We start from the raw sequence: 21662 nt of genomic DNA on the forward strand, positions 1-21662 counted from the left end.
GCCTATCCCCGCACCGCCATGATCGTTCGTGACCGCCCCTCCGGCCTGCGCCTGTTTCTGATCGTGCGCGGCTCCATCCTGCGCCAGATTCGCGGCGCTCTGTGCGCCAACATCCTGGTGGCGGTGGCGGTGACCTTGTCACATGGGGCCTTGTTCAGCCAGAAGATCACGCTGACCACGATTCCCTTCACCCTGATCGGCCTGCCCCTGGCCATCTTCCTGGGCTTTCGCAACACCGCGTCTTATGACCGTTACTGGGAGGCGCGCAAGCTCTGGGGGGAACTGCTCTTGCGCAGCCGCAATCTGGCCCGCCAGGTGCTGAGCCTGGTGGAGGGCGAGGGGCCGGTGCGCTGGGGTCTGGGGCCCGCCGATGTGCGGGTGCGCATGGTGCAGCGCAGCCTGGCTTTTGTGCAGGCACTGAAGCATCAGCTGCGCGGCACGCAAGACCTCAAGGGCGAGGTGCAGGCCTGGCTGCAGGCGGCCGAATGGCAAGACCTGGCACGCCAGCCCAACAAAGCCGCGGCCTTGATGATGAAGATGGGCGAGGATTTGCAGCTGTGCCGACGCGAGGGAAGGCTGGACAGCGTGTTGACGGCGCAGATCGACAACACCTTGTCGGCCCTGACCGCGGCGGCCGCCTCTTGCGAGCGCATCAAAAGCTCGCCCCTGCCTTTCTCCTACACCTTGCTGCTGCACCGCACGGCTTACCTCTACTGTTTTTTGCTGCCCTTCGGCCTGGTGGACAGCATCGGCTTCATGACGCCTTTTGTCGTCGCCATCGTGGCCTACACCTTCTTCGGTCTGGACGCCCTGGGCGATGAGATTGAGGAACCCTTTGGCCTCTTGCCCAATGATCTGCCCCTGGACGCCATCTGCCGCACGATAGAGATAGACCTGCGCACGGCCTTGGGTGACCCGGCACCACCGGCGCCGCTGCAGCCGGTGGACTTCTGCCTGATGTAGTGATCGCCGAGCTGGCGGGGGCCGGCTCCTAAAATGCGGCCATGACTTCTTCTTCCTATGCCATGGGCTTGCAGCCCCGTTGCTTTGCCCTGGTTCCGGCCGCGGGTGTGGGCGCTCGTTCGGGCGCCAGCATGCCCAAGCAATACGTCAGCCTGGCCGGCAAGGCCATGATGGCCCATACCTTGGCGGCCCTGGCCCAGGTGCCGCAACTGGCCGCAACCCTGGTCGTGCTGTCGCCGCAGGACGATCAGTTCGAGGCCGCCGTGCCCGAGTTCCAGGGCGAGCGCGCCTGGGTGGCACGGGTGGGGGGAGAGAGCCGCGCCGCCAGCGTGGCCCAGGGCCTGGACGAGTTGCTGGCGCGCGGCGCCCAAGCCCATGACTGGGTGCTGGTGCATGACGCGGCGCGCTGCCTGCTGCGCCCCGAGTGGGTGCAGCGCCTGATCGAGGCCTGCTGGGAGGATGAGGTGGGCGGCTTGCTGGCGCTGCCGGTGGCCGACACCCTCAAGTCCTCGCTTTGCGGGCGGGTGCAGGCCACGGTGGACCGGCGCGAGAAATGGGCGGCCCAGACGCCGCAGATGTTCCGCCTCGGGCTGTTGCGCCCGGCCCTGGCGCAGTTGGGCGAGGCCATCACCGATGAGGCCAGCGCCGTCGAAGCCCTGGGTCATGCGCCCTTGCTGGTCGAGAGCCCGATGGAGAACTTCAAGGTCACCTGGCCCTCAGACTTCGCCATGGCCGAGGCCTTGCTCAAGAGCCGCGTTTGAGCTTGCCTGCTCGCATTGCCAGCAAGCTCAGCAAGCCCAGGCTGAGCAAGACATAGCTGGCGGGCTCGGGCACGCTATTGACCACGTCCAGCCCGATCTTGATGCCGCCGTAGCCAATGCTGCTGAAGCCGCTGCTGGCGTAGTTATAGGCCTTGCCATTGAGGGCAAAGTACTGGACGCCGCCAAACAGGGGCGGATCGACGGGGCTATGGGCCACGGCGACCATGCTGCCGTCGGCAGCGATATAGGCGGACTGGCCATTCAAGGTTGCGGTGGCATAGCTCCCCGCGTTCGGGTCCATATTCATGCTGAAGGGGCTGATCATGCCGACGGAGTAGCCCGCCAGCCCTCTTGTGGCCGTGCTGTGGACCTTGAGATAGGCGAGCTCGAAATCAACAAAGCCATAGCCTTGAGAGTACAAGGCCAGGCCGAGCGAGAAGCTGGGGTGGTCTGGGTTGCTGGTGTCGGTGCTGAAGATGATGTCGCTGGCGGCCGGCGCCAGCTTGGTGTCGCCGGCAAAGGGGCCGGGGTAGTAGGGGTAGCCGTTCAGGTGCGGCTCGGTGAAGTCCAGGGTCAGATCGCCCAAGGTGCAAGTGCCCTGGCTGATGATGCTGGCCAGGCTGGCGCCATTGACGCAGACGCCGGTGGCGTGGGCCTGGCCGCTCAGAGCGCTCAGCCCCACGAGCGCACCAGCGAGACCGATGGCCGCCAGGCGGTTGCGGGGGGAAGAATGGACAGGGGTGGGCATAGGGAACTCCGGTGAGGCGTAAGGCTGCCCGCCAAGGCGGGCAGTGTGTGGCGTGATGCGCGCTCAATCCCGGCGGCGGCGCGAGCTGATAAAGCCCAATGCGCCCAGGCCGGCCAAGAGCAGGGCGGCGCTGGCGGGCTCGGGCACCGGTGGCGGGTTGAAGCCGCCGCCGTTATTGCCGAAGTCCCAGTTGGTGTTGGGGTCGTCCACCGTCGTGGCATTGAACACATTGCCGTAGAGCGCGCTGACCGAGCCCAGGCCGGCCTGCTCGGCGCCGGACTCCAGCGTGGCGCCCAGGGGTAACTCGATGGTGCTGATGCGGCCGGTGTTGAAGAAGTCGGCGCTGCCGTTGTTATAGCTGTTGACGTATTGGTAGGCGTTCAGACTGAAGGCCGTGCCGTACTGGAATAGCAGCTTTTTGTACTGGGTGGTGGCACCCGTCCAAGAGGCGTCACCGCTATAGCTGCCGACCGAGAAGGAGCTTTGATAGTTCACCCCGGCCAGGTCGGTGAAGCTGCTACTGATCTGGGCCGAGGCCGAGCCCGAGCTGCCGATATTGGGGTCCAGGGCGGGCGGGAAATTGCCGTCCATGGTGAAGGCCACCAGGATGGCGCCATAGCTGCCCTTGGCCCGGTTGGCTGTGGGTGCGATATAGAACTGCTGGCTCCAGCCGGCTTGCGAATAGGCGCTGACGCTGGTGCTGGGTGCGTTGGCGACCGGGCTGCCGTTGACGTCCACCACGCTGCTGCTGATCTGGGTGCGCAGCTTGAGTTTGAAGGTCTCTGCCTGGCCGGAGTAGGCGAAGCCGTACTGGCCTGAATCGGTAATGACGTCGTAGATCGGGTCCAGGCCGCTGGGGCCGGTGGGGATGCTGTAGTTGACCGAGGCCACGCCGGTGCTGAGTTGGCCCAGGCCGCTGTAGTTGTAGCGGTAGTCGCTGGCTCCGTTGAGGGTGAAGTTGCCGCTGCCCAGCATGGGGCTGGTGAAGTTGGTGTAGGTGTAGCCCGAGACCTGGGCGTAGGAAGAAAAGCTCAAGGCCGGCCCGGCCTGGGCTTGCGTGGCCAGGCCCAGCAGGGACAGGCAGAGGGGCAGCCAAGGCGACTTGGCGAGGGGGAGTTTGCGAAGGCTTGTGCGCGACATGAAAAGCTCCTATCGATGAATGGCAGGGGCCCTGCTCTGCCGCCGATTTAGTGGCGTGCAGCAGGGCTTGCTTGTCAGACGGCAAAAGCCAGGCTCAGGGGACGTGCGCTTGGCGCCGCCCCTCATTCAAGTTAGGGATCGCTTGATTCAGGGGAGCCCCAAGCGCTGCTGGAGCTGGGCCAGTGCTTGGCCGTAGTAGGGCGACAGGCCTTGCTGGCTCTGCAAGGCCTCGCGGGCCTGCGAGAGCAGGCTTTGGGCCTGCGCCCTTTGGCCAGCGGCCAGGGCGCAAAGCCCGGCCTTGGCGCGCCAATCGGCCAGGCCGGGGTGGAGGGGCGAAAGCTCGCCGCTGACGCGCTCCAACTGCGCCAACATCAGGGGCAGACCTTGGGCCGGCTGCCGGTTCAGGCACAGCGCCGCGCCGCGCAGCAGGCGGCGGTCCTGCATCACCAGATCATCGGACTTGGGGTCCTCGGCCGGCAGCAGTTGCAAGGCTTGTGCGGCCTCGCCCCGGGCCAGGGCAAGGTGGGCGCCGGCCAGCTGGATTTGCTGGGCCGGGCCTTGCGGGGGGTGCTCGCTGCCACGCACGGCTTGCAGGGGAGGGACGCGGCTCAGCAGGGCTTGGGCCTCATCAAAACGCGCCTGCATGCGCAGGTTCTCGGCCGCGGCCACATAGCCGTCCGCCAGCCAAGGCGAGTCGGCGCCGACCACGGCTTGCCCCTGGCTCAAGGCCTGAGCCAGCAGGCGGGTCGCCAGTGCATGCTGGCCGGTGTGGGCAGCCGCCTGGCCTAGATTGAGCTGGATCATGTAGCGGCCCCAGGCCTGCTCGACCTGCGCTTGGGTGATCTTGGCCGAGGCCTCCAGCAAGGCGTAGGCGCGCGGCATTTCGCCGCCCTCCAGCAACAGGCTGCCCAGCTGATAGTCCAGATTGGCCAGGGTCAGGCTGGGCGGGGAGCGCGGCTCGCGATCGAACAGCTTGCGCAGGTCCTCGATGCCTTGCTTGGCCTGGGCATAGGGCATCTGCCGCGTCACATAAAGCCATTTGAGGGAGTTGGCCTCCAGGCGGGCGGCGGCCAGATCGTTGGCGCCGCCCAGGGCGCGCTGGCTTTGCAGGGCCGCTTCCAGCAGGGGTTTGGCCTCGGGCCAGCGGTGGCGGTTGATCAGCGAGAACACCAGGTCGGCGCGGATGCCAAAGCTGCTGGCGGCGCGGCCGCCGGGGTCTTCGGACTGGCTTTGCAAGAGTGCAATGGCCTGCTTGTAGAGCGGCAAGGCCTGATCGAATTGGTTGTTGAGATAGTTCAGGCGGTTGGCCTGCAGGCGCAGCAGCTCGGCCTGCAGGGCGGGCGCGGCCTGGGGCTGGCCTTGCAGCTGAGCCTGCGCTTGGTCGAGTTCGACTTTCGCTTCGCCGTCCTTGCCCTGGGCCAGCAGGCTGCGGGCGGCCAATAGACGAGCTTGCAGGGCTTGCTTGGGGCTGGCACCGGGCTGGGCCAGCAAGGCGCGGGCCTGGGTCAGGCCTTCTTGCAATTGCTCGGCATCGAGCAGGGCGTGGATCAACAGCAGCTGAGCCTGGGCTTGATCCTGCATGGGCGCAGCCATGCCCGCCAGCGTCTGGCGCTGCAGCAAGGCGTGTTGGGCGGCGAGCTGGGGGCTGGCCATGTCCAGAAAGATATCGCCCACCACCCCGTGCAGCTCCGCACGCAAGCCGGGTTCGCTGGCGAATTTTTGTTCGATCAAGCCGGCACCGCGTTCCAGCAGGGCCTGGGCGGGCAGGGCGCGCAGCTCGGTCTTGGCCGGGTTGTCGCGGGCATTGATGCGGAAGATGTCCAGCAAAAAATCCTTCACCACCCCGGTGCGGCGGGCTGCCTCCTCGGCGCGCTGGGCCTGGGTGTGGGCCATCCAGGTGCTGGCGCTGAGGGCGGCCAGGGCCAGCGCCGTCAGGCCAAATCCCCAGGCATGGCGTTGCACTCGTTTGCGCAGGCTGTAGAGCCGGCTGCTGCCCATGGCGGCCAGGGGCATGCGGTCCAGATAGCGCTGCACATCGTCGGCCAGGGCGTCGGCGCTGCCATAGCGCTGCTGGGGCTGTTCGGCCAAGGCCTTGCTGAGCAAGGCGTCCAGCTCACCCCGCAGCGCCGCTGAGCAGGCCGCCGGTTTGCCCAGCTGGCGTGCGCGCTGGCTGGCCAGCGGCGCCGGGCCTCGACCGGCTTGGCCGCTGCTCAGGCTCGCTGGCGCGCTGTCCCAGGGCAGGCCGCCGATCAGCAGTTGGTAGAGCAGCAGGCCCAGTGAGTAAATATCGCAGGCCACGCTCAGCGCTGCGCCCTGCAATTGCTCGGGCGCGGCATAGGCGGGGGTCAGGCCTTGCCTCATCTGCGTCTGCACGCTCAGAGGGCCGATCAGGCGGGCGATGCCGAAGTCCAGCAAAAAGGGCTGGGCCTGGGCCGTGACCAGCACATTGGAGGGTTTGAGATCCCCGTGAACCACCAGGCGACCATGGGCGTGGGCGACGGCCCGCACCACCACCAGAAAGAGCCGCAGGATCTCGGCCTGGCCCAGGGCCTGCTCGTGGCAAAAGCGGTCAATGGCAAGCCCTTCTACATATTGCATGGCCAGGTAAGGCCGCCCCTGGGCATCGCGGCCGGCGTCGTAGAGGCGGGCGATATGGGCATGCTCCAGGCGCGCTGCAATCTCGCATTCATGGGCCAGGCGGGCGTCCAGCGTGGGCTCCCAACTCAGGCGCGGCAGCTTCAGGGCCAGCTGGCGTTGGTAGGCGCCGTCGGCCCGCTCCGCCAGCCAGACAACGCCCATGCCGCCCCTGCCCAGTTCGCGCAAAAGCCGGTAGGGGCCGACGCGCTCGCCCGGCCGATCGGGGCGCCCCTCTTGCAAGGGGGCCAGCGAGGGCAGGGAGTCCAGGGTTTGCTTCGGATGGTCGTGCTCGGCCAGCAGGCGACGCAGGGTCTCGCGCCAGCGCTCTTGGCCCGCGTCCAGCCGCGCCAGCCAGGGCTCACGCTCGGTGGCGGGCAGGTCCAGGGCCTGATCCAGCAACTGGCTTAGGCTGACGAGGTCACTGGCTTGCATGGCGAGTCTGGACGCATGTGTACGCAGCTTTCAAGCTCAGACCGATGGCCCCGAGCCCGGGCCATGGTAGCCAAAGCTGCTGGGTTTGCGGGCGCTCAAGCCCCGATGAACCGCGCCCACCCCTAGCTTGATCGTGCCGCCTCGGCTCAGGCTGGCTGGCGGGTCTTGCGCAGCCGGGTCAGGCAGAGCAGGCCCAGGGCCAGCAAACCCGCGCTGGCGGGCTCGGGCACGGCGTTGACGCTCACGATCAGATTGTCCATGGCCCAGGATTCATCGGACAGAGGCTGTATGCCCTGGCCCTCGATCAAGAAGCTGAAGGTGGCGGTCGATGCGCTGTGGGCGATGTGCATGAAGCGTGGGTCGGCCGCCAGGTTGTAGGCACTGTCGGTGTAAAAGCCGCCGGGGCCGCCAAAGCCCAGGTCCTGATGGCGGGCCAACTCCACGCCCGGGGGCGGGACATAGCTCTGGACCTGGTTGGGGTCGGCATTGGCAAAGGACTCGCGAAACAGGGTCTGGCCGTCCAAGGTGATGTGGAGGTAGTCGCCACTGGGGAAGCTGCCGCTTCCGTCCAAGGAGTCGATGGCGGCGAACAGAAAGCCAAGATTCAACTCGGTATGGTTGGGCAGGCCTTGCAGCGTCAGGGTGACGGTGTTGCCGGTGGCGCTGCGCAGAAAGCTGCCGCCGAATTGATAGCCCACCGGCCCCAGGCCGGCGAAGCCTTGCACGCCGGTAAGCGCGGCATCGCTGCCCGGATTGATCTGGCTGGGCAGGCTGGCGCCGTCGAAATTGCTGCTGAAGACCACCGTCTGCGCCGGGCTGGCGTTGGCAAACAGCAGGCTGGTGAGCAGCAGCGAGAGTGAGGCCAAGCGCGTGGCCTTGGGGGTGGTGTTCTGCATGGCGGATCTCCTTGTACGAGATCAGACGCAGACGGCGAGCCAAACAGGACAAATCGATTTCAGTCGGAAGACAAGCCCCCCTCAGCCCTGCATCAAGGCGATCAAAAGCAGCCGGGCCTTTTCCCAGTCGCGCCGCACGGTGCGCACATGCAGATCCAGGGCCTGGGCAATTTCCGCTTCCTCGTAGCCACCAAAGTAGCGCATCTCCACCACCTGGGCGAGACGGGGTTCGCTGCTGGCCAGGGCGGCCAGGGCTTCGTGGACTTGCAGGATCTCGCTCTCGCCTTGAGCCGCGGGCAGACCCAGCTGGCTGTCCAGGGTCTCGTGCTGCACATCGCCGCCGCGGCGCTGGGCATGTTGCTCACGCACCAGATCGACGATGACGGAGCGCATCACCTGCGATGCATAGGCGAAGAAGGCGCGGCGGTCGACCGCTCGCAACTCGCCGGCGCGCAGAAAGCGTAGATAAGACTCATGCACCAGGGCGGTGGTGCTAAAGCCCTCGTGGCGGCCGCCATCGCGCAGGCGGGCCCGCGCCAGATGGCGCAGATCGGCATAGGCGCTGCTGAACAGATCGGAGCGCGCTTGGGTATCCCCCTCGCGCACCCGCTGTATCAAGGCCGTCAGATCTTCTTCCATCGAACTCCCATCGCGGTCAGCTTCCGCGCGATGGTAGCCAATGATGGAGGTTTTCCGCCCCCCATGATTCACAGGGCATCGGGGAGCGGACGCTGCGGCTTAGAAACGGTAGCTCAAACCGGTCGAGAACATGCCCACGCGTGTGCTGCCCGCGCCGTATTTGGCGCCCACATTGTCATAGTCCAGGTTCAGCGAGATCTGCTTGTTGATGGCATAGCTCACACCCAGGCCGTACATGCCTTGGAAGCTCCATTTGGAGTCGCTGCCGCCTGCCGCGTAAGTGGCCTTGCCCTGCGCATAACTTGCACCCAACTTGCCCTTGAAGCTGAAGTCGCCATAGCTCAGCGGCAGCACGGCGTAGACGCCCAGGCCGGCTTGCTTGACCCAGCCGGCTTCCTCGCCGCTGCCGCGCTTGATCGTGCCTTGGCCACTGCTGATGCCGTAGGCCATGGCTTCCAGGCCCAGGCCTGCCAGGTACTCGAACTGCTGGCCGATGAAGACCTTGCCACCGGCGCGTGCGGTCAGATCGCAGGGGGCGCCGTTTTTGCAGTCCAGCGAGTACTTGTTGTAGAGGCCGATATTGGCGCCGATATAGGGCGTTTCTTGGTCTTTGGTCTGAGCCTGTGCCTGCGTGGGCAGGGCTGCGCCAATGACCAGGGCCAGGCCGGTCAGGGCGATGGCACTCAGGCCTTGATGAGCGTGGATGGCTTTGATGACTTTCGGCATTGCCGACTCCTGAAGTGATGATGATTGAACACGTGCTGCCAGAGGGCTGAAGCCGCTCTTGTTTGACGTGGCGAAGCGGAGTGTTAAGCCTTTGCCCGCTGGGCGCCACGCCTTCATGGAAGGCAGCACAATGCGCCTCCATTGGTAGCGTGAATCGGTACTCCAGACCCCGTCTGGGTGCTGTGGGTGAGCTGAGTAAGAGGAGAGTTTTGAGATGAGCACCCCTGAAGTCTTGATGCAGGTGCTGCGCTCGGAGATGCGTGCGGCCGGCCTGACCTACAAAGGCCTGGGCGACAAGCTGGAGCTGAGCGAGTCCAGCATCAAGCGCATGTTCTCGCAGGGCGATATGTCGCTGACCCGCATGGCCCAGATCTGCAAGGCCGTGGGCGTGGCGATGGAAGATGTGCTGCGCCAGGCCGCCGACGCCGCGCCGCATGCCGACACGCTGACGCTGGAGCAGGAGAAGAGCCTGGTCAGCGACCCCAAGCTCTTGCTGGTGGCCATCAGTTGCCTGGGCCACTGGACCATGGAGCAGATCGTCGAGACCTATGAGATCAGCGAGACCGAATGCATCGGCTATCTGGTCAAGCTGGACCGTCTGGCCCTGATCGAACTCAAGCCCGGCAACCGCTACCGCATGCGGGTTTCACTGGCCTTCCGCTGGCTGCCCGATGGCCCGGTGCAGCATTTCTTTCGCCGCGCCGTGGTGGACGATTACTTCGCCGGGCGCTTTGATGGCCCCGGCGAGGCCTTGCTCTGCGTGCACGCCCGTTTGGCAGACCCCAGCGCGATGGAACTGGTCCACAAGATCCGCCAACTCGCGGGCGAGCTGGCTCGCTTGCACCAAGACGACCAGCGCCTGCCGCTGAAAGACCGCGACGGCTACACCTTGATGCTGGGCTTCCGCTCCTGGGAGTTCAAGCAGCTGACGGCGATGCGCAGAAAGGGCTGAGCGCGGGGTGGGAGGTTTGTGCGCTGCTCAGCCTTTGCGAGCCGCCCGATGTGACTAGTACCGCGTAAATTTTGAGTTGGCAAAAAAGAATGTCCCTTTCTTTTTTGTCAAACCTCAAACATGAGCAAGCTCACGACATTTCTGGCGGGATGCACCACGACGGCCACGGCACTGATTGCCCTCAGCCTGTTGACGGGGGCCAAGGCGCCCACGCCCAAGTTCGACGAGATTGATGTCGGGCGCATCAATGTGCGCGAGCCCGATGGCACTTTGCGTCTGGTGATTTCCAACCGAGCGCAGTTTCCTGGCGCCCCCTTCAAGGGGGTCGAAGTCCCACGCCCCGAGCGCCGTGAGTTTGCCGGCATGATTTTTGTTAACGATGAAGGGACCGAGAACGGAGGCTTGATTCAAAAAGGAAGTATTGCTGCCGACGGCAAACCGAATGCGGGTCTGAGCCTGACTTTTGATCGATTCCGTCAAGACCAGGTCATTCAACTCTTGCATTCGGAGCAAGGGGGGCGCCACACAAGCAGCTTGGCCATCAACGATGAGGTGGATGGCCTGCAGCAGGACGTGTTTGTGCGGGGCGAACGCTTGAAAGAGATTGGCAAACTTGAGCCGGAGGCTAGGCGCGCTGCGATGAAGGAAATGCGCGAGGCAGGTCAGCTCAGTGCCAACCGGGTGCGCCTGGGTACTACCCACGACAAAGCCTCGGCATTGACCTTGTCCGATGCCCAGGGCAAGCCGCGCATGCTTTTGATGGTGAGCGCAGATGGCCAACCCAGCATACGCATGCTGGACGAGAAGGGTCAGGTCGCCAAGACCATCGATCTGAAAAGCAATTGAGGCGAGGGGTTTGACAGCCCGCCGGGGCTGTCGTCCTCGGCGGTCTCGGGACCTTAGAGTTTCTTTTGAAAGATGGCCACTGCTTGCGCGCCGAGTGATGAGTGGCCGACGTTCAAATAACCGGCCCGCTCCAACAGGGCTTGCGCCGTGGCGGTGGCACAAAACAAAGCCTCATGTCCCAGGCGTCTGGCCTGCACTTCCAATGCCCTCAGCAATTCCAGCCCCAGGCCTTGGCCGCGCAGAGGGGGTAGCACATAGCCTGCGCCCAACCAGGGCCCTCTATCCTCAAAGCCTGGCACGGTGTCGCGTTTGAGCGCGCCAAAAGCGCAGGCTTGGTCATCCATGAATCCCAGCAGCCCAAGAGGCACTTCTGTCGCCTGGGCGTAGCGCCGCACATTGCCTTGGGCATCACCTGGGCCGCCGCAGCCATACCAGGCCGGCCATTCCTCGCGCAGCCATTGCGAGACTTGGGCATGGAGTTCAGGGTGTTCGGCCAGCAGGGCAAAGCGAAGTTTTGATCTCATCGGATCCCTGCCTGCTTCTACCAACTCGGACCCAGGAACAAGTACACCGCGCTGTCCACCCCACGGGTGGCGCCGGCGGCGAGGAAGAAGGGGCCTAGGCGGGTGTCCACCGCGATGAAGAGGCTGCCGGCCAGCTTGAGGTCGCTGGGTTGCAGGCGCTGACCATTGGGCACGGCGCCACCTAGTTCCAGCGAGAAGCCGCCGCGCACCGTTTCACCCAGGCCCACCGGCATGGTGCCGATGCGCTTGGCCGAGACCAGGCGCAGCAGGCCCACGTTCTGGTCACTCAGCGAGCTCTTGGGGCTGCCGGACAGACGTAGGAAGCCGCCCAGGGAGGTGGCCGCGCCAAAGCTGGCGTGGGACAACTCGCCCCAGACATGGCCGGCCCAGCTGTCGGCTCGGTAAGCGGCCAAACCAGCGAACGACACATCGGTGCTGGACTCTCCGGTGTTGAAGATCTGGGTGTGGGAGGCGGTCAGATCCAGCAGATAGCCCCGGGTGGGGAAGGCGAGCGAGTCCAGGGTATCGGCGCGCAGGCGCAGAAAGCCTTGGCGGCCGCTTTGCTGGACGGGCGATTTGTCGGATTGCTCCGGGATTTGCACCACGGCTTCACCGCTGAAACGGCTGTAACCCAACTGGACATCCCCCCATTGGCCCAAGCGCCGCCCCAGGGTGAGGTTGGCAACACCGTAGTTGGTGTTGTAGCGCGCGACGCGCTTGCCCGCCACATAGCTGTCCAAGACCTCGCCATTCACGGCCAGGCCTGGCTCCACATACCAAGGCGAGCCGGCCCCCAGGGGTTGGTAGAGGGCGCTGGCCAGCTTGCGCTGGCTGCCCAGGCTGGCTTGGGTGCGCAACTCGCCGCCCCAGGCGTTGAGCCAGCTGAGTCGGTGCAGGCCGACGACCTTGAAGCTGTTGTCGTCGGCGAAATTGCTGCTCAGCTCCAGGCCCAGGCGCAGGCGGCTGCGCGCCCATTCGGCCTCGCTGACGTGGATGGTGACATGGCGCTCGCCGTCGCGGTCCAGCACCTGGGTGTCCAGGCGGTCGAAGTCACCACGGCCATAGAGCTGGCTGGTCGCGGCATTGATTTGGGCCTGGCTGGCGGGCTGGCCCAGGGCGAGGTCGATTTCCTTTTTCAGGACCTCGGGGTTGGTCAGCTTGGCCCCCTCGATTTCCAGCGAGGCCAGGGGCAGGGCCTGGGGCGCGAGCACCGGCGGCCGCTGACGCCGCTGTTCGTGCAAGGCGTATTCCTCGGCCGAAAGGGCGAGGGGGCGCAGGCGTTCTTGTGCCGCACGCGCCGCGCGCTGGCCGGTGGCCACGGCCTCGTCGCGGCGGCCGAAGTCGAGAAAACTCAGATTGCCAAGATCGGGGTCGATCAGCACGTCCTCGGGCTTGAGTGTGCGGATGGAGCGGGCCACGTTTTGCGTGGTCAGAATGGCCAGCATCTGGCGGCTCACGCCCAGGGCACTGCCCAGCTCTTTCTCCTCGGCCAAGGGCGTGCCCACATCGACGGCGATGATGAGGTCGGCGCCCATGGCGCGGGCGGTCTCCACGCCCATATTGCGCACCAGGCCGCCGTCCACCATCAGGCGACCCTTGACCCGCACGGGCGAGAAGAAGCCAGGGATGGCCATGGAGGCACGCATGGCCAGGAAGAGTGGGGTGTCGGCCAGATCGGCCAGCTCGCCGGTCAGCAGATCGGTGGCGATGGCGCGGAAGGGCAGGGGCAGCTGGCCGGTGCTCAGGTCGGCGTATTGGCTGGCGATCAAGCGTTCCAGCGCGAACTCCAGGCCGCTATTGCCGGCGGCGGCTGGGGGCAGGCTGACTTCGCCCAGGCCCAGGCCCACTTCAATGCGTGAGGGCACCAGCTGATCGTCCTCGCGGCGGCGGTAACTCAGCTCCTGGCGCGGCGGGCGGTCGGCCAGGATGGCCGTCCAGTCGGCACTGTTCACAAAGGCCTCCAACTCGTCCACGCGGCGGCCCGAGGCAAAGGCCCCGCCCACCAGCGCGCCCATGCTGGTGCCCACCACCATGTCCACCGGCACGCGCAGCTCCTGCAAGACCCGCAGCACGCCGATATGCGCCAGGCCGCGCGCGCCGCCGCCCGACAGCACCAGGGCAATGCGGGGGCGGGGTTTGCCTGCGACTTGCTCGGCCTGACTTGGGGCTGCCGCCTGGGCAAGCGCGGGCCCAGCAGCGAGGCCAAGCAGCAGGGCGATCAAGCAGGGAAGGAGGCGCATCGGCGGACGGGTGGCATGATGAGAGGGCGTGACGATAGCCTACAAAGCGCAAGATCTGAGGAATGCGCTAAGCTGCGCGCCCGCTTTTCCTCGTCCGCCACCTCCTCCTGCAACATCCTCTGCTTTGCGTTCATGACTTCTGCCACTTCCTCTGCCTCGCCTGTCTTGTCCGTTTCGCCTGCTTCGACTGTGTTGCCCGCTCTGCGCATCGGTGAAGGCTGGGACACCCATGCCCTGGTCGAGGGCCGGCCGCTGGTGTTGGGCGGGGTGACGATTCCGCACAGCCACGGCCTGCTGGGGCATTCGGATGCCGATGCCTTGGCCCATGCCATCACCGATGCCTTGCTGGGTGCGGCCTGCCTGGGGGATATCGGCAAGCTCTTTCCCGACACCGCCGCCCAGTTCAAGGGCGCGGACTCCATGGTCTTGCTGGCCGAGGCCTATCGCAAGGTGCAGGAGGCGGGCTGGCTGATCGTCAATCTCGACAGCACCATCATCGCCCAGGCGCCCAAGATGGCACCCCATATCGTCGCCATGCGGGAGCGCCTGGCCGAGGTCTTGGGTATTGCGCCCAGCCAGGTCAATGTGAAGGCCAAGACGGCCGAGAAAATGGGCCCGGTGGGCGAGGGCAAGGCCATCGAGGCGCGGGCCGTCTGCCTGCTTTGTGCTGGCAAGGCCTGAGCCCGGCGGCCGCAGCCGAGCTACTGCGCTTTTTGCAATCGGATGACGGTGAGCAGGCCGCCACCCTGCGCATTGCTGATCTCCAGCTGACCGCCCAGGCGTTGCACCGATTTCTCCACGATGGCCAGGCCCAGGCCGGCGCCGGTGGCGGCGGTGCGGGCCGCGTCGCCGCGGAAGAAGGGCGTGGTCAGGCGATTCATCTTATCGGCCGGCACACCGGGGCCGAAGTCGCGCACCTGCAGATCCACCCAGGGCCCGGCGACTTGTTGGGTGACCATGACCAGGGTGGCCTCGTCCGGCGCATGGCCGTAGCGGCGCGCGTTCTCAAACAGATTGAGCAGCACCCGGCCCAGCTCGGTTTCATCGGCCCAGACGCGTAAATCGGCCGGCAGCTGCACCTGGATGCGGATCTGCTCGGGCTTGCGAAAGCCTTGAGCCTCGCGTTCCACCACCTCGGCCAGGGGGATGGGCTGCAGCTGCAGCTCCGAGGGCCGGGCGTAGTCCATGAACTTGTTGATGATGCCGTCCAGCTGATCGATGTCCTGAGCCATGAAGAGCCTTGCCTGCTCGTCCGGCACGCTCATCTCGGCCTCCAGGCGCAGGCGGGCCAGCGGGGTGCGCAAATCATGTGAGATGCCGGCCAGCATCACCGTGCGGTCTTCTTCCATCTTGGCCAGCTCGCGGGCCATGCGGTTGAAACCCATATTCACCTCGCGGATCTCGCTGGTGCGGGTGCTCTCATCCAGCCGCGAGTCGTACTCGCCCTCGCGGATGCGGTGCGCCGCAAAGCTCAGCTCGCGCAAGGGCTGGTTGATCAGCCGGGTGATCAGGGCCGAGCCCAGGGCCGTGGCGATCAGGGCAATGCCCAGCCACCAGGCATTGCTGGACAAGGTAACGGACAGTGGCGCCGCGCTGGTCTGCAGCCAGTAGGCGTCCTCACCGATGCTGAAGCGCACCCACAGGCCGGGCTCCTGGTTGACGCTGCGGGCCACCACGGTGTCCGGTCCCAAGCGCCCGCGCAGCTCAGACGCGAGGCGGGTGGCAAAGGCGTTGGTGTCGTAGGCCTGCCAGCGATCGTGCTGCTCGGCCACGCGCACCTGCACCGCGTCGCTGCGCGCCAGGGTGGAGAGCACGGAGACGCGGTTGATGCTGTCGGTATTGGCCAGGGCCACCCGGCTTAGATTGACCAGGCCGGCCAATTGCTGGGCCGATTCCAGCGCCCGCGGCTCAGCCTCCAGCACCTTGAAGGTTTGCTGCCAGGCCAGCACCCCGCCCGATAGCAGCAAGGCCAGCAGGGCAAAAGTGCGCCAGAAGAGATTGAGCGCCAGCCGGGGCTTGGCGAGGTCGGAGAACACGCGCGCTTGTGGCTAGAGTCTCAGGCCGCGGCGGCCTCGTCGGGCACAAACACATAACCCACACCCCAGACGGTCTGGATATAGCGTGGCTGGGTCGGGTCGGTTTCCAGCAACTTGCGCAGGCGTGAGACCTGCACGTCCAGGCTGCGGTCAAAGGGCTCGAACTCGCGGCCACGGGCCAGCTGGGCCAGCTTGTCGCGCGACAGGGGCTGGCGCGGGTGACGCACCAGGGCCTTGAGCATGGAGAACTCGCCGGTGGTCAGGGGCAGGGGCTCGCCGTCCTTGGACAGGCGGCGCAGGGCCAGATCAAACTCGAAGGGGCCGAACGTGACGGTCATGGGCTCCAGCGAGGGCGCGCCGGGTGCCTCCATGGCCGGGCGGCGGCGCAGCACGGCGTTGATGCGGGCCAGCAGCTCGCGCGGGTTGAAGGGCTTGGAGAGGTAGTCGTCCGCGCCCACCTCCAGGCCGACGATGCGGTCCACTTCCTCGACCTTGGCGGTCAGCATGATGATGGGGGTGTTGTCATTGCCGGCGCGCAGGCGGCGGCAGATGGTCAGGCCGTCTTCGCCGGGCAGCATCAGATCGAGCACGATCAGGTCCACCGTCTCGCGGGTGAGTTGGCGGTTGAGGGCGCGGCCGTCTTCGGCCAGCAGCACCTCAAAGCCTTCCTGCGTCAGGTAGCGACGCAGAAGATCACGGATGCGGGCATCGTCGTCGACGACCAGGATGCGATTGGCACGTGTGCTGCTGGGACTGTTCATGGTCTGAAGAAAGAGGGCTTCTTGAATTTGTAACAGCGGCATTGTGAAGCGATTTCGCCCGTTTTTGCGCATGCTGGCCCCGCCGTTACAGGCCCGTAACAATTGTGTGAGCTCTGTGTACCTTGTGCATGGACTGGGTCAAGCATGCTGGTTCCAGTCAACGTTTTCAGCCCAAGCGCGCTTAAGCTGAGGGCCTTGAACATTCAACCCGGATCGCGGGCCCAAGAACTCAGTCCTAGGACCAAGGAGAACAAGACATGCAAAAGACCGACAAGAACCTGAGCAAGAACAAGACCCTGCGCAGCCTGCTGGTGTTGATGAGTGCCGCCACAGCCGCCGGCCTGGCCGTGGCCGCGCCCGGCAACCAGAATCAGGACAGCCAGCCGCGTGATCGCCTGAACCTGAATGCATCGGCCAGTGTCGAAGTGACCCGTGATGTGCTGGGCGTGAGCTTCTCCACCACCAAGGAGGGCAGCGACGCTGCCGCCGTGCAGACGGCCTTGAAGCAGGCTCTGGATGCCGCCTTGGCCGAGGCGCGCAAGGCCGCCAAGCCGGGTCAGATCGAGGTGCAAACCGGCAACTTCTCGCTCTACCCGCGCTACGCCCCCAAGGGCGGCATCAATGGCTGGCAGGGCACGGCCGAGCTGCTGGTGGAAGGCAAGGATGCCGCTGGCATCGCCCAACTCAGCGGGCGCATCAACAGCATGAATATCTCGCGCGTGAGCTATAGCCTGTCCAAGGAACAGCGTCAGAAGGTGGAGGGAGATGTGGTCAAGCAGGCCATCGCCAACTTCAAGGCGCGTGCGGCCGACTATGCCCAGCAGTTCGGCTACGGCGGCTACAGCATCGGCGAGGTGAGCGTGAACACGCAGGACTCCGGCCCCATGCCCATGGCCGCCCCGCAGATGCGCTTCAAGGCCATGGCGGCCTCGGCCGATGAGGCCCTGCCGACCGAAGCCGGCAAGGCCACGGTCACGGTGAATGTGAGCGGCACGGTGGTGATGACCGTGCGCTAAATCGGATGCGGGGCCCTGGTGGCTCCGCTTGCCTTGAATCTATGAGACCTCCCTTTGGGTCGACGAGGCTTGGTGGCCGAGTCGACCCCTTTTTTTGCGGGAGTCGGGAGGCCTTACTGTGCCGTCCAGCCGCCGTCCAGGCTCCAGGCTTGGCCACGCACATTGCTGGCCGCGTCTGAGCAGAGGAAGACCGTCAACTCGCCCAGCTGCTCGGGCGTGGTGAATTGCAGCGAGGGCTGCTTCTCGGCCAAGAGGCGGCGCTTGGCTTCTTCGCCATCCACCTTGTCGGCCAGGGCGCGGGCATCCACTTGTTTTTGCACCAGCGGCGTCAGCACCCAGCCGGGGCAGATGGCATTGACCGTCACCGGGCTGGTGGCCGTCTCCAGGGCCACGGCCTTGGTGAAGCCCACCAGGCCATGCTTGGCCGCCACGTAGGCCGATTTTTGCGCCGAGGCCACCAGGCCATGCACCGAGGCCAGATTGATGATGCGACCCCAGCCGCGCTGCTTCATGCCGGGCAGGGCGAGGCGGGTGGTGTGGAAGGCCGAGCTGAGGTTGATGGCGATGATGGCGTCCCAACGCTCGACCGGGAACTCCTCCACCGGCGCCACGAACTGGATGCCGGCGTTGTTGACCAGGATGTCGCAGCCGCCGAACTCCGCATCGGTATAGGCCATCAAGGCCTCGATCTCGGCGGGCTTGCTCATATCGGCGCCGTGGTAGCCGACCTTGATGCCATGGGCCTGGCCGGCGGCCGCGACCTCGGCCTTCGGTCCCTCGACCTCACCGAAGCCGTTCAACACGATATTCACCCCCTGGCGAGCCAGGGACAGGGCGACGCCCAGTCCGATGCCGCTGGTGGATCCGGTCACGATGGCAGTCTTGCCTTTCAACATAGTGCGTCCTTTAAAAGAATCGATCTGAGTGAACAGCTGTGTGGCTCATGCACACTATACGGACCTGACAAAACAAACCGTAAGGACGCGATTCATGGCCTTGCTTGAGCCTCAGTTGAATTTTGTGCAATGCCTAGGCGCGGCCGGGCTGCACCGCATGGCTTTCTGGGAATGGGCTTATCGCGGCCCCGCGCTGGCCGAAGGCCAGGCGCCGCCGGTGCTTGTCTGTGTGCACGGTCTGTCTCGCCAGGGGCGCGACTTCGACACCCTGGCGCGCGCCATGCAGGATCGCTACCGGGTGATCTGCCCCGATGTGGTGGGGCGCGGTCGATCCGACTGGCTGGCCAACCCGGCCGGCTACCAATTGCCGGCCTATGTGGCCGATATGGTGAGCTTGCTGGCCCGGCTGAACGCGCCGACGCTGGACTGGGTGGGCACCTCCATGGGCGGCCTGATCGGCATGGGTTTGGCGGCCCTGCCCAAGAACCCCATCCGCCGCCTGGTGCTCAACGATGTGGGTCCGACCATTGCCTTCGAAGCGCTGCAGCGCATTGGAAGTTATCTGGGCCAGCCCAAGCGCTTTGCCTCCGAGGCCGAGGGTGCCGCGTATTTGGCCAGCATCTCGGCCGGCTTCGGTCCGCACAGCCAAGCGCAATGGGCGGCGCTGTCCGCTCCCATGCTGCGTGAGGAGGGCGGGCAGTTCAAGCTGCATTACGACCCGGCGATTGCCCAGCCCTTTGCCAGCTTTACCAAGGAGTTGGCCGAGTACGGCTCTGCAGCGATGTGGAAGGGCTATGAGGCCATCACCTGCCCGACCCTGCTGCTGCGCGGCGAGGACTCCGATCTGCTCAGCGCCGAGACGGCCCAGCGGATGACGGCCTGTGGGCCGCGCGCGCGTTTGCAGAGCTTTGCTGGCGTGGGCCATGCCCCCACCTTGGTCCAGCCCGATCAGATCGCCGCCGTGAGGAGTTTTTTGAACGAGGCATGATGGCGGCCTGATGTTGTTTGGCAGGGTGTTTGAAAAGAAGAAATGAAGACGGGATTGAATAAGAACCTGGCAGGTGAGTCCTGGTCCGGGAATGCCGCCCAGGAGGCCGCGCCCATCGTGGCCTTGGTCGATGTGGACTTGCCGGGCAGTGGCGCCGACCTTGCGCCCCATGCCTTGAGCGCGCAGGCGCGTGAGGCAAATCCGATCGCGCGGGCGCGTGCCTTTGCCGAACCTCTGCTAAGCACCCAATTGCTGGACACCGGCGAAGAGGCCTTGGTGCATGCCGATGGTGTGGCCGCCATCTTGGCCGGCATTGGTGCTGCGCCTTCCATGCAGGCGGCCGCCTATCTGGTTTACGCGGGCGACTTCCTGGCCAAGCCCGAAGAAATGGTGAGCAAGGCTTTTGGCGAGTCCTATGCCAGCCTGGTGATGCATACCCGGCGCCTGGTGCAGATCCAGCGCGCCGCGCGCGAGGCCAAAGTGGAGGCCGAGCAGCGCGGTGAGCAGACCGAGCGGGTGCGCAAGATGCTGTTGGCCTTCTCGCGCGATTTGCGGGTGGTGCTCTTGCGCCTGGCTTCACGCCTGCAGACCCTGCGTTATTTCGCGCTGAGCAAGAAGCCTTGCCCCGTCAACCTGGCCACCGAATCGCAGCAGGTCTTTGCGCCCCTGGCCAATCGCTTGGGCATCTGGCAGATCAAGTGGGAGATCGAGGATCTGTCCTTCCGCTTTCTGCAGCCCGAAGCCTATAAAGATTTGGCCAAGGCCTTGCATGAAACCCGGGTGCGTCGCGAGCAGGCGGTGGAAGATGCGCGCGAGGCCTTGCAGCAAGGCCTGGCGGCCCAAGGCATCCATGCCCAAGTGCAGGGGCGGCCCAAGCATCTCTACAGCATCTTCAAGAAGATGCAGGGCAAGGGCTTGGATCTCTCCCGGGTGTTTGATCTGCGTGCGCTGCGCATCATCGTGCCCGATCTGAGTAACTGTTATGCCGCTCTGAGCTGGTTGCACGAGACCTACACGCCGGTGGCCGGTGAGTTCGACGACTACATCGCCAGGCCCAAGCCAAACGGCTATCAATCCCTGCACACGGTGGTGCTGGGCGCGGACGGTCGGGCCATGGAGGTGCAGATCCGCACCCAGGCCATGCACGACCATGCCGAGCACGGCGTGGCTGCTCACTGGGCCTACAAGGAGGCGGGCACCAAGGGCTATGCAGGTGTCAGCGCCGCTGGTGATTTTGAGGAGCAGGTGGCGCAGGCCCGCAAGGCCGTGCTGCGTCAGCTGCTGGCTTGGGAGCGCGATCTGGTGGAAGGGCAGGCCCATGCTCACCCGCCCGGTGATGCCGCCGCTTCGGATGCAGCCGTGTTTGACGAGCGCATCTACGTCTTCACCCCGCAGGCCTCGATTGTGGAGCTGAGCGCAGGTGCCACGCCCATCGACTTCGCCTACGCGGTCCATACCGATCTGGGGCACCGCTGCCGTGGTGCCAAGGTCGATGGCGTGATGGTGCAGCTGAACACCCCGCTGCAAAGTGGGCAGACGGTGGAGATCACGGCGGCCAAGGAGGGCGGGCCCTCGCTGGATTGGTTGAACGCCGAGGCTGGCTATCTGCGCAGCCAGCGCTCGCGCGCCAAGGTGCGAGCCTGGTTCAATGTCCTGGCCCAGGCGCAGACGATTGCGCGCGGCCGCGAGGCGGTGGAAAAACTCTTGCAGCGCGAGGGCAAGACCGTCATCAAGCTGGAAGACCTGGCCAGCCGACTCGGCTTCAAGAATGCCGATGCCTTGTTCGAGGTGGTGGGCAAGGACGAGTATTCGCTGCGCAATATCGAACAGCTGCTGCGGCCCACCGTGCAAGAACCCTTGTCCGACGAGGCCCTGGCTCAGCGGGTCAGCAAGGGCGGCAGCAGCGCGACACCGCGGGGTGGCGTGCTGGTGGTGGGCGTGGACTCCTTGCTCACCAATCTGGCGCGCTGCTGCCGGCCGGCGCCACCCGACGCAATTGGTGGCTACGTCACCCGCGGCAAGGGCGTGGCCATCCACCGCGTCGATTGCATCAACTTCCGCCAGATGGCCCAGCGGGCCGGCGAGCGCGTCATCGATGTGACCTGGGGCGGTGCGGCGGATGGCTCGGGCCCGGTGGGTAAGGGTGCGCCGCTTTATCCGGTGGACGTGATTGTTGAATCCTCCGACCGCCAGGGCCTGCTGCGCGATGTGCTGGAGGTGCTGGCCAAGGAGAAGATGAATGTCACCGCCGTCAACACCCAATCGGTCAAACAGGCGCGAGGCGAAACGGCCTGGATGAACTTCACCGTCGAGGTGGCGGATTCGGGGCGCTTGGCCCAGGTGCTGCGCAGCGTTTCCCAGGTGCCAGGGGTCCGCAGCGCGCGGCGAAAGTAATTTGAAAAACCTGCTGATATTTGCCAGAGCAGCAAAAACCGTGCTACACTGCAAAGCTCTTGAGGCG

General features: G+C 65.5%; 19 protein-coding genes. 8 read left to right on the forward strand and 11 right to left on the reverse strand.

Annotated features, from left to right (window positions below; translation table 11 throughout):
- Window positions 1–18: 18 nt before the first annotated feature.
- Entirely contained in the window at window positions 19–963 is a 945-nt protein-coding gene (locus DBR47_RS01925) for a bestrophin family protein (RefSeq protein WP_124446300.1), read from the forward strand.
- A gap of 41 nt (window positions 964–1004) precedes the next feature.
- On the forward strand, window positions 1005–1724 hold the full coding sequence (gene ispD, locus DBR47_RS01930) for a 2-C-methyl-D-erythritol 4-phosphate cytidylyltransferase (RefSeq protein WP_231512077.1): 720 nt from the start codon (window positions 1005–1007) through the stop codon (window positions 1722–1724).
- On the opposite strand, the gene DBR47_RS01935 is transcribed toward ispD, so the two are convergent.
- The 6 genes from DBR47_RS01935 to DBR47_RS01960 all read right to left on the reverse strand — a co-directional run bounded on the left by DBR47_RS01935 (window position 1708) and on the right by DBR47_RS01960 (window position 8942).
- On the reverse strand, window positions 1708–2472 hold the full coding sequence (locus DBR47_RS01935; protein WP_124446302.1) for a PEP-CTERM sorting domain-containing protein: 765 nt from the start codon (window positions 2470–2472) through the stop codon (window positions 1708–1710). The two genes, ispD and DBR47_RS01935, sit on opposite strands and share 17 nt — an antisense overlap.
- A 63-nt stretch (window positions 2473–2535) precedes the next feature.
- A complete protein-coding gene (locus DBR47_RS01940; protein ID WP_124446304.1) occupies window positions 2536–3612 on the reverse strand; it encodes a PEP-CTERM sorting domain-containing protein in 1077 nt (358 codons plus the stop codon).
- A 147-nt stretch (window positions 3613–3759) separates the two neighbouring features.
- Complete coding sequence (locus DBR47_RS01945; protein ID WP_124446306.1) at window positions 3760–6681, reverse strand: protein kinase; 2922 nt, start codon at window positions 6679–6681, stop codon at window positions 3760–3762.
- Between the two features lie 146 nt (window positions 6682–6827).
- Window positions 6828–7577, reverse strand: coding sequence for a PEP-CTERM sorting domain-containing protein (locus DBR47_RS01950; protein ID WP_124446308.1), 750 nt, complete (start codon window positions 7575–7577; stop codon window positions 6828–6830).
- A gap of 81 nt (window positions 7578–7658) precedes the next feature.
- Window positions 7659–8216, reverse strand: a complete 558-nt coding sequence (locus tag DBR47_RS01955) for an ECF-type sigma factor (protein WP_124446310.1) — start codon at window positions 8214–8216, stop codon at window positions 7659–7661.
- Between the two features lie 99 nt (window positions 8217–8315).
- Entirely contained in the window at window positions 8316–8942 is a 627-nt protein-coding gene (locus DBR47_RS01960) for a porin family protein (protein WP_197046815.1), read from the reverse strand.
- 214 nt (window positions 8943–9156) lie between these two features.
- On the opposite strand from DBR47_RS01960, the gene DBR47_RS01965 reads away from it, so the two are divergent.
- Window positions 9157–9894 carry a helix-turn-helix domain-containing protein gene (locus tag DBR47_RS01965; protein WP_124446314.1) on the forward strand — a complete coding sequence of 246 codons (738 nt, stop codon included), beginning with the start codon at window positions 9157–9159 and terminating at the stop codon, window positions 9892–9894.
- Between the two features lie 120 nt (window positions 9895–10014).
- The gene (locus DBR47_RS01970; protein WP_124446316.1) at window positions 10015–10740 is read left to right on the forward strand and encodes a hypothetical protein; all 726 of its coding nucleotides are present in this window, start codon (window positions 10015–10017) and stop codon (window positions 10738–10740) included.
- 53 nt (window positions 10741–10793) lie between these two features.
- Here DBR47_RS01970 and DBR47_RS01975 read toward each other — a convergent pair whose 3' ends face one another.
- Both DBR47_RS01975 and DBR47_RS01980 read right to left on the reverse strand, forming a co-directional pair.
- Complete coding sequence (locus tag DBR47_RS01975) at window positions 10794–11264, reverse strand: GNAT family N-acetyltransferase (RefSeq protein WP_124446318.1); 471 nt, start codon at window positions 11262–11264, stop codon at window positions 10794–10796.
- Window positions 11265–11281: 17 nt separating this feature from the next.
- Window positions 11282–13504 carry a patatin-like phospholipase family protein gene (locus DBR47_RS01980; RefSeq protein ID WP_124446320.1) on the reverse strand — a complete coding sequence of 741 codons (2223 nt, stop codon included), beginning with the start codon at window positions 13502–13504 and terminating at the stop codon, window positions 11282–11284.
- A 132-nt stretch (window positions 13505–13636) separates the two neighbouring features.
- On the opposite strand from DBR47_RS01980, the gene ispF reads away from it, so the two are divergent.
- A complete protein-coding gene (ispF, locus tag DBR47_RS01985; RefSeq protein WP_124446322.1) occupies window positions 13637–14185 on the forward strand; it encodes a 2-C-methyl-D-erythritol 2,4-cyclodiphosphate synthase in 549 nt (182 codons plus the stop codon).
- A gap of 20 nt (window positions 14186–14205) precedes the next feature.
- On the opposite strand, the gene DBR47_RS01990 is transcribed toward ispF, so the two are convergent.
- Together DBR47_RS01990 and ompR are read right to left on the reverse strand one after the other, a co-directional pair.
- Window positions 14206–15540 carry an ATP-binding protein gene (locus tag DBR47_RS01990; protein ID WP_124446325.1) on the reverse strand — a complete coding sequence of 445 codons (1335 nt, stop codon included), beginning with the start codon at window positions 15538–15540 and terminating at the stop codon, window positions 14206–14208.
- Between the two features lie 20 nt (window positions 15541–15560).
- On the reverse strand, window positions 15561–16301 hold the full coding sequence (gene ompR / locus DBR47_RS01995) for a two-component system response regulator OmpR (RefSeq protein WP_124446327.1): 741 nt from the start codon (window positions 16299–16301) through the stop codon (window positions 15561–15563).
- A 257-nt stretch (window positions 16302–16558) separates the two neighbouring features.
- On the opposite strand from ompR, the gene DBR47_RS02000 reads away from it, so the two are divergent.
- Window positions 16559–17317 (forward strand): SIMPL domain-containing protein, encoded by a 759-nt coding sequence (locus DBR47_RS02000; protein WP_231512078.1) that lies wholly within the window; start codon window positions 16559–16561, stop codon window positions 17315–17317.
- A gap of 113 nt (window positions 17318–17430) precedes the next feature.
- Here DBR47_RS02000 and DBR47_RS02005 read toward each other — a convergent pair whose 3' ends face one another.
- On the reverse strand, window positions 17431–18213 hold the full coding sequence (locus tag DBR47_RS02005) for a 3-hydroxybutyrate dehydrogenase (RefSeq protein ID WP_124446329.1): 783 nt from the start codon (window positions 18211–18213) through the stop codon (window positions 17431–17433).
- Window positions 18214–18313: 100 nt separating this feature from the next.
- On the opposite strand from DBR47_RS02005, the gene DBR47_RS02010 reads away from it, so the two are divergent.
- Window positions 18314–19201: an alpha/beta fold hydrolase gene (locus DBR47_RS02010; RefSeq protein WP_124446973.1), complete on the forward strand. Its 888-nt coding sequence runs from the start codon at window positions 18314–18316 to the stop codon at window positions 19199–19201.
- A 42-nt stretch (window positions 19202–19243) separates the two neighbouring features.
- Window positions 19244–21595: a bifunctional (p)ppGpp synthetase/guanosine-3',5'-bis(diphosphate) 3'-pyrophosphohydrolase gene (locus tag DBR47_RS02015; RefSeq protein ID WP_124446331.1), complete on the forward strand. Its 2352-nt coding sequence runs from the start codon at window positions 19244–19246 to the stop codon at window positions 21593–21595.
- The last annotated feature ends 67 nt before the right edge of the window (window positions 21596–21662 follow it).

The organism is Paucibacter sp. KBW04, from assembly GCF_003852425.1.
Classification (GTDB): Bacteria; Pseudomonadota; Gammaproteobacteria; order Burkholderiales; family Burkholderiaceae_C; genus Paucibacter_A.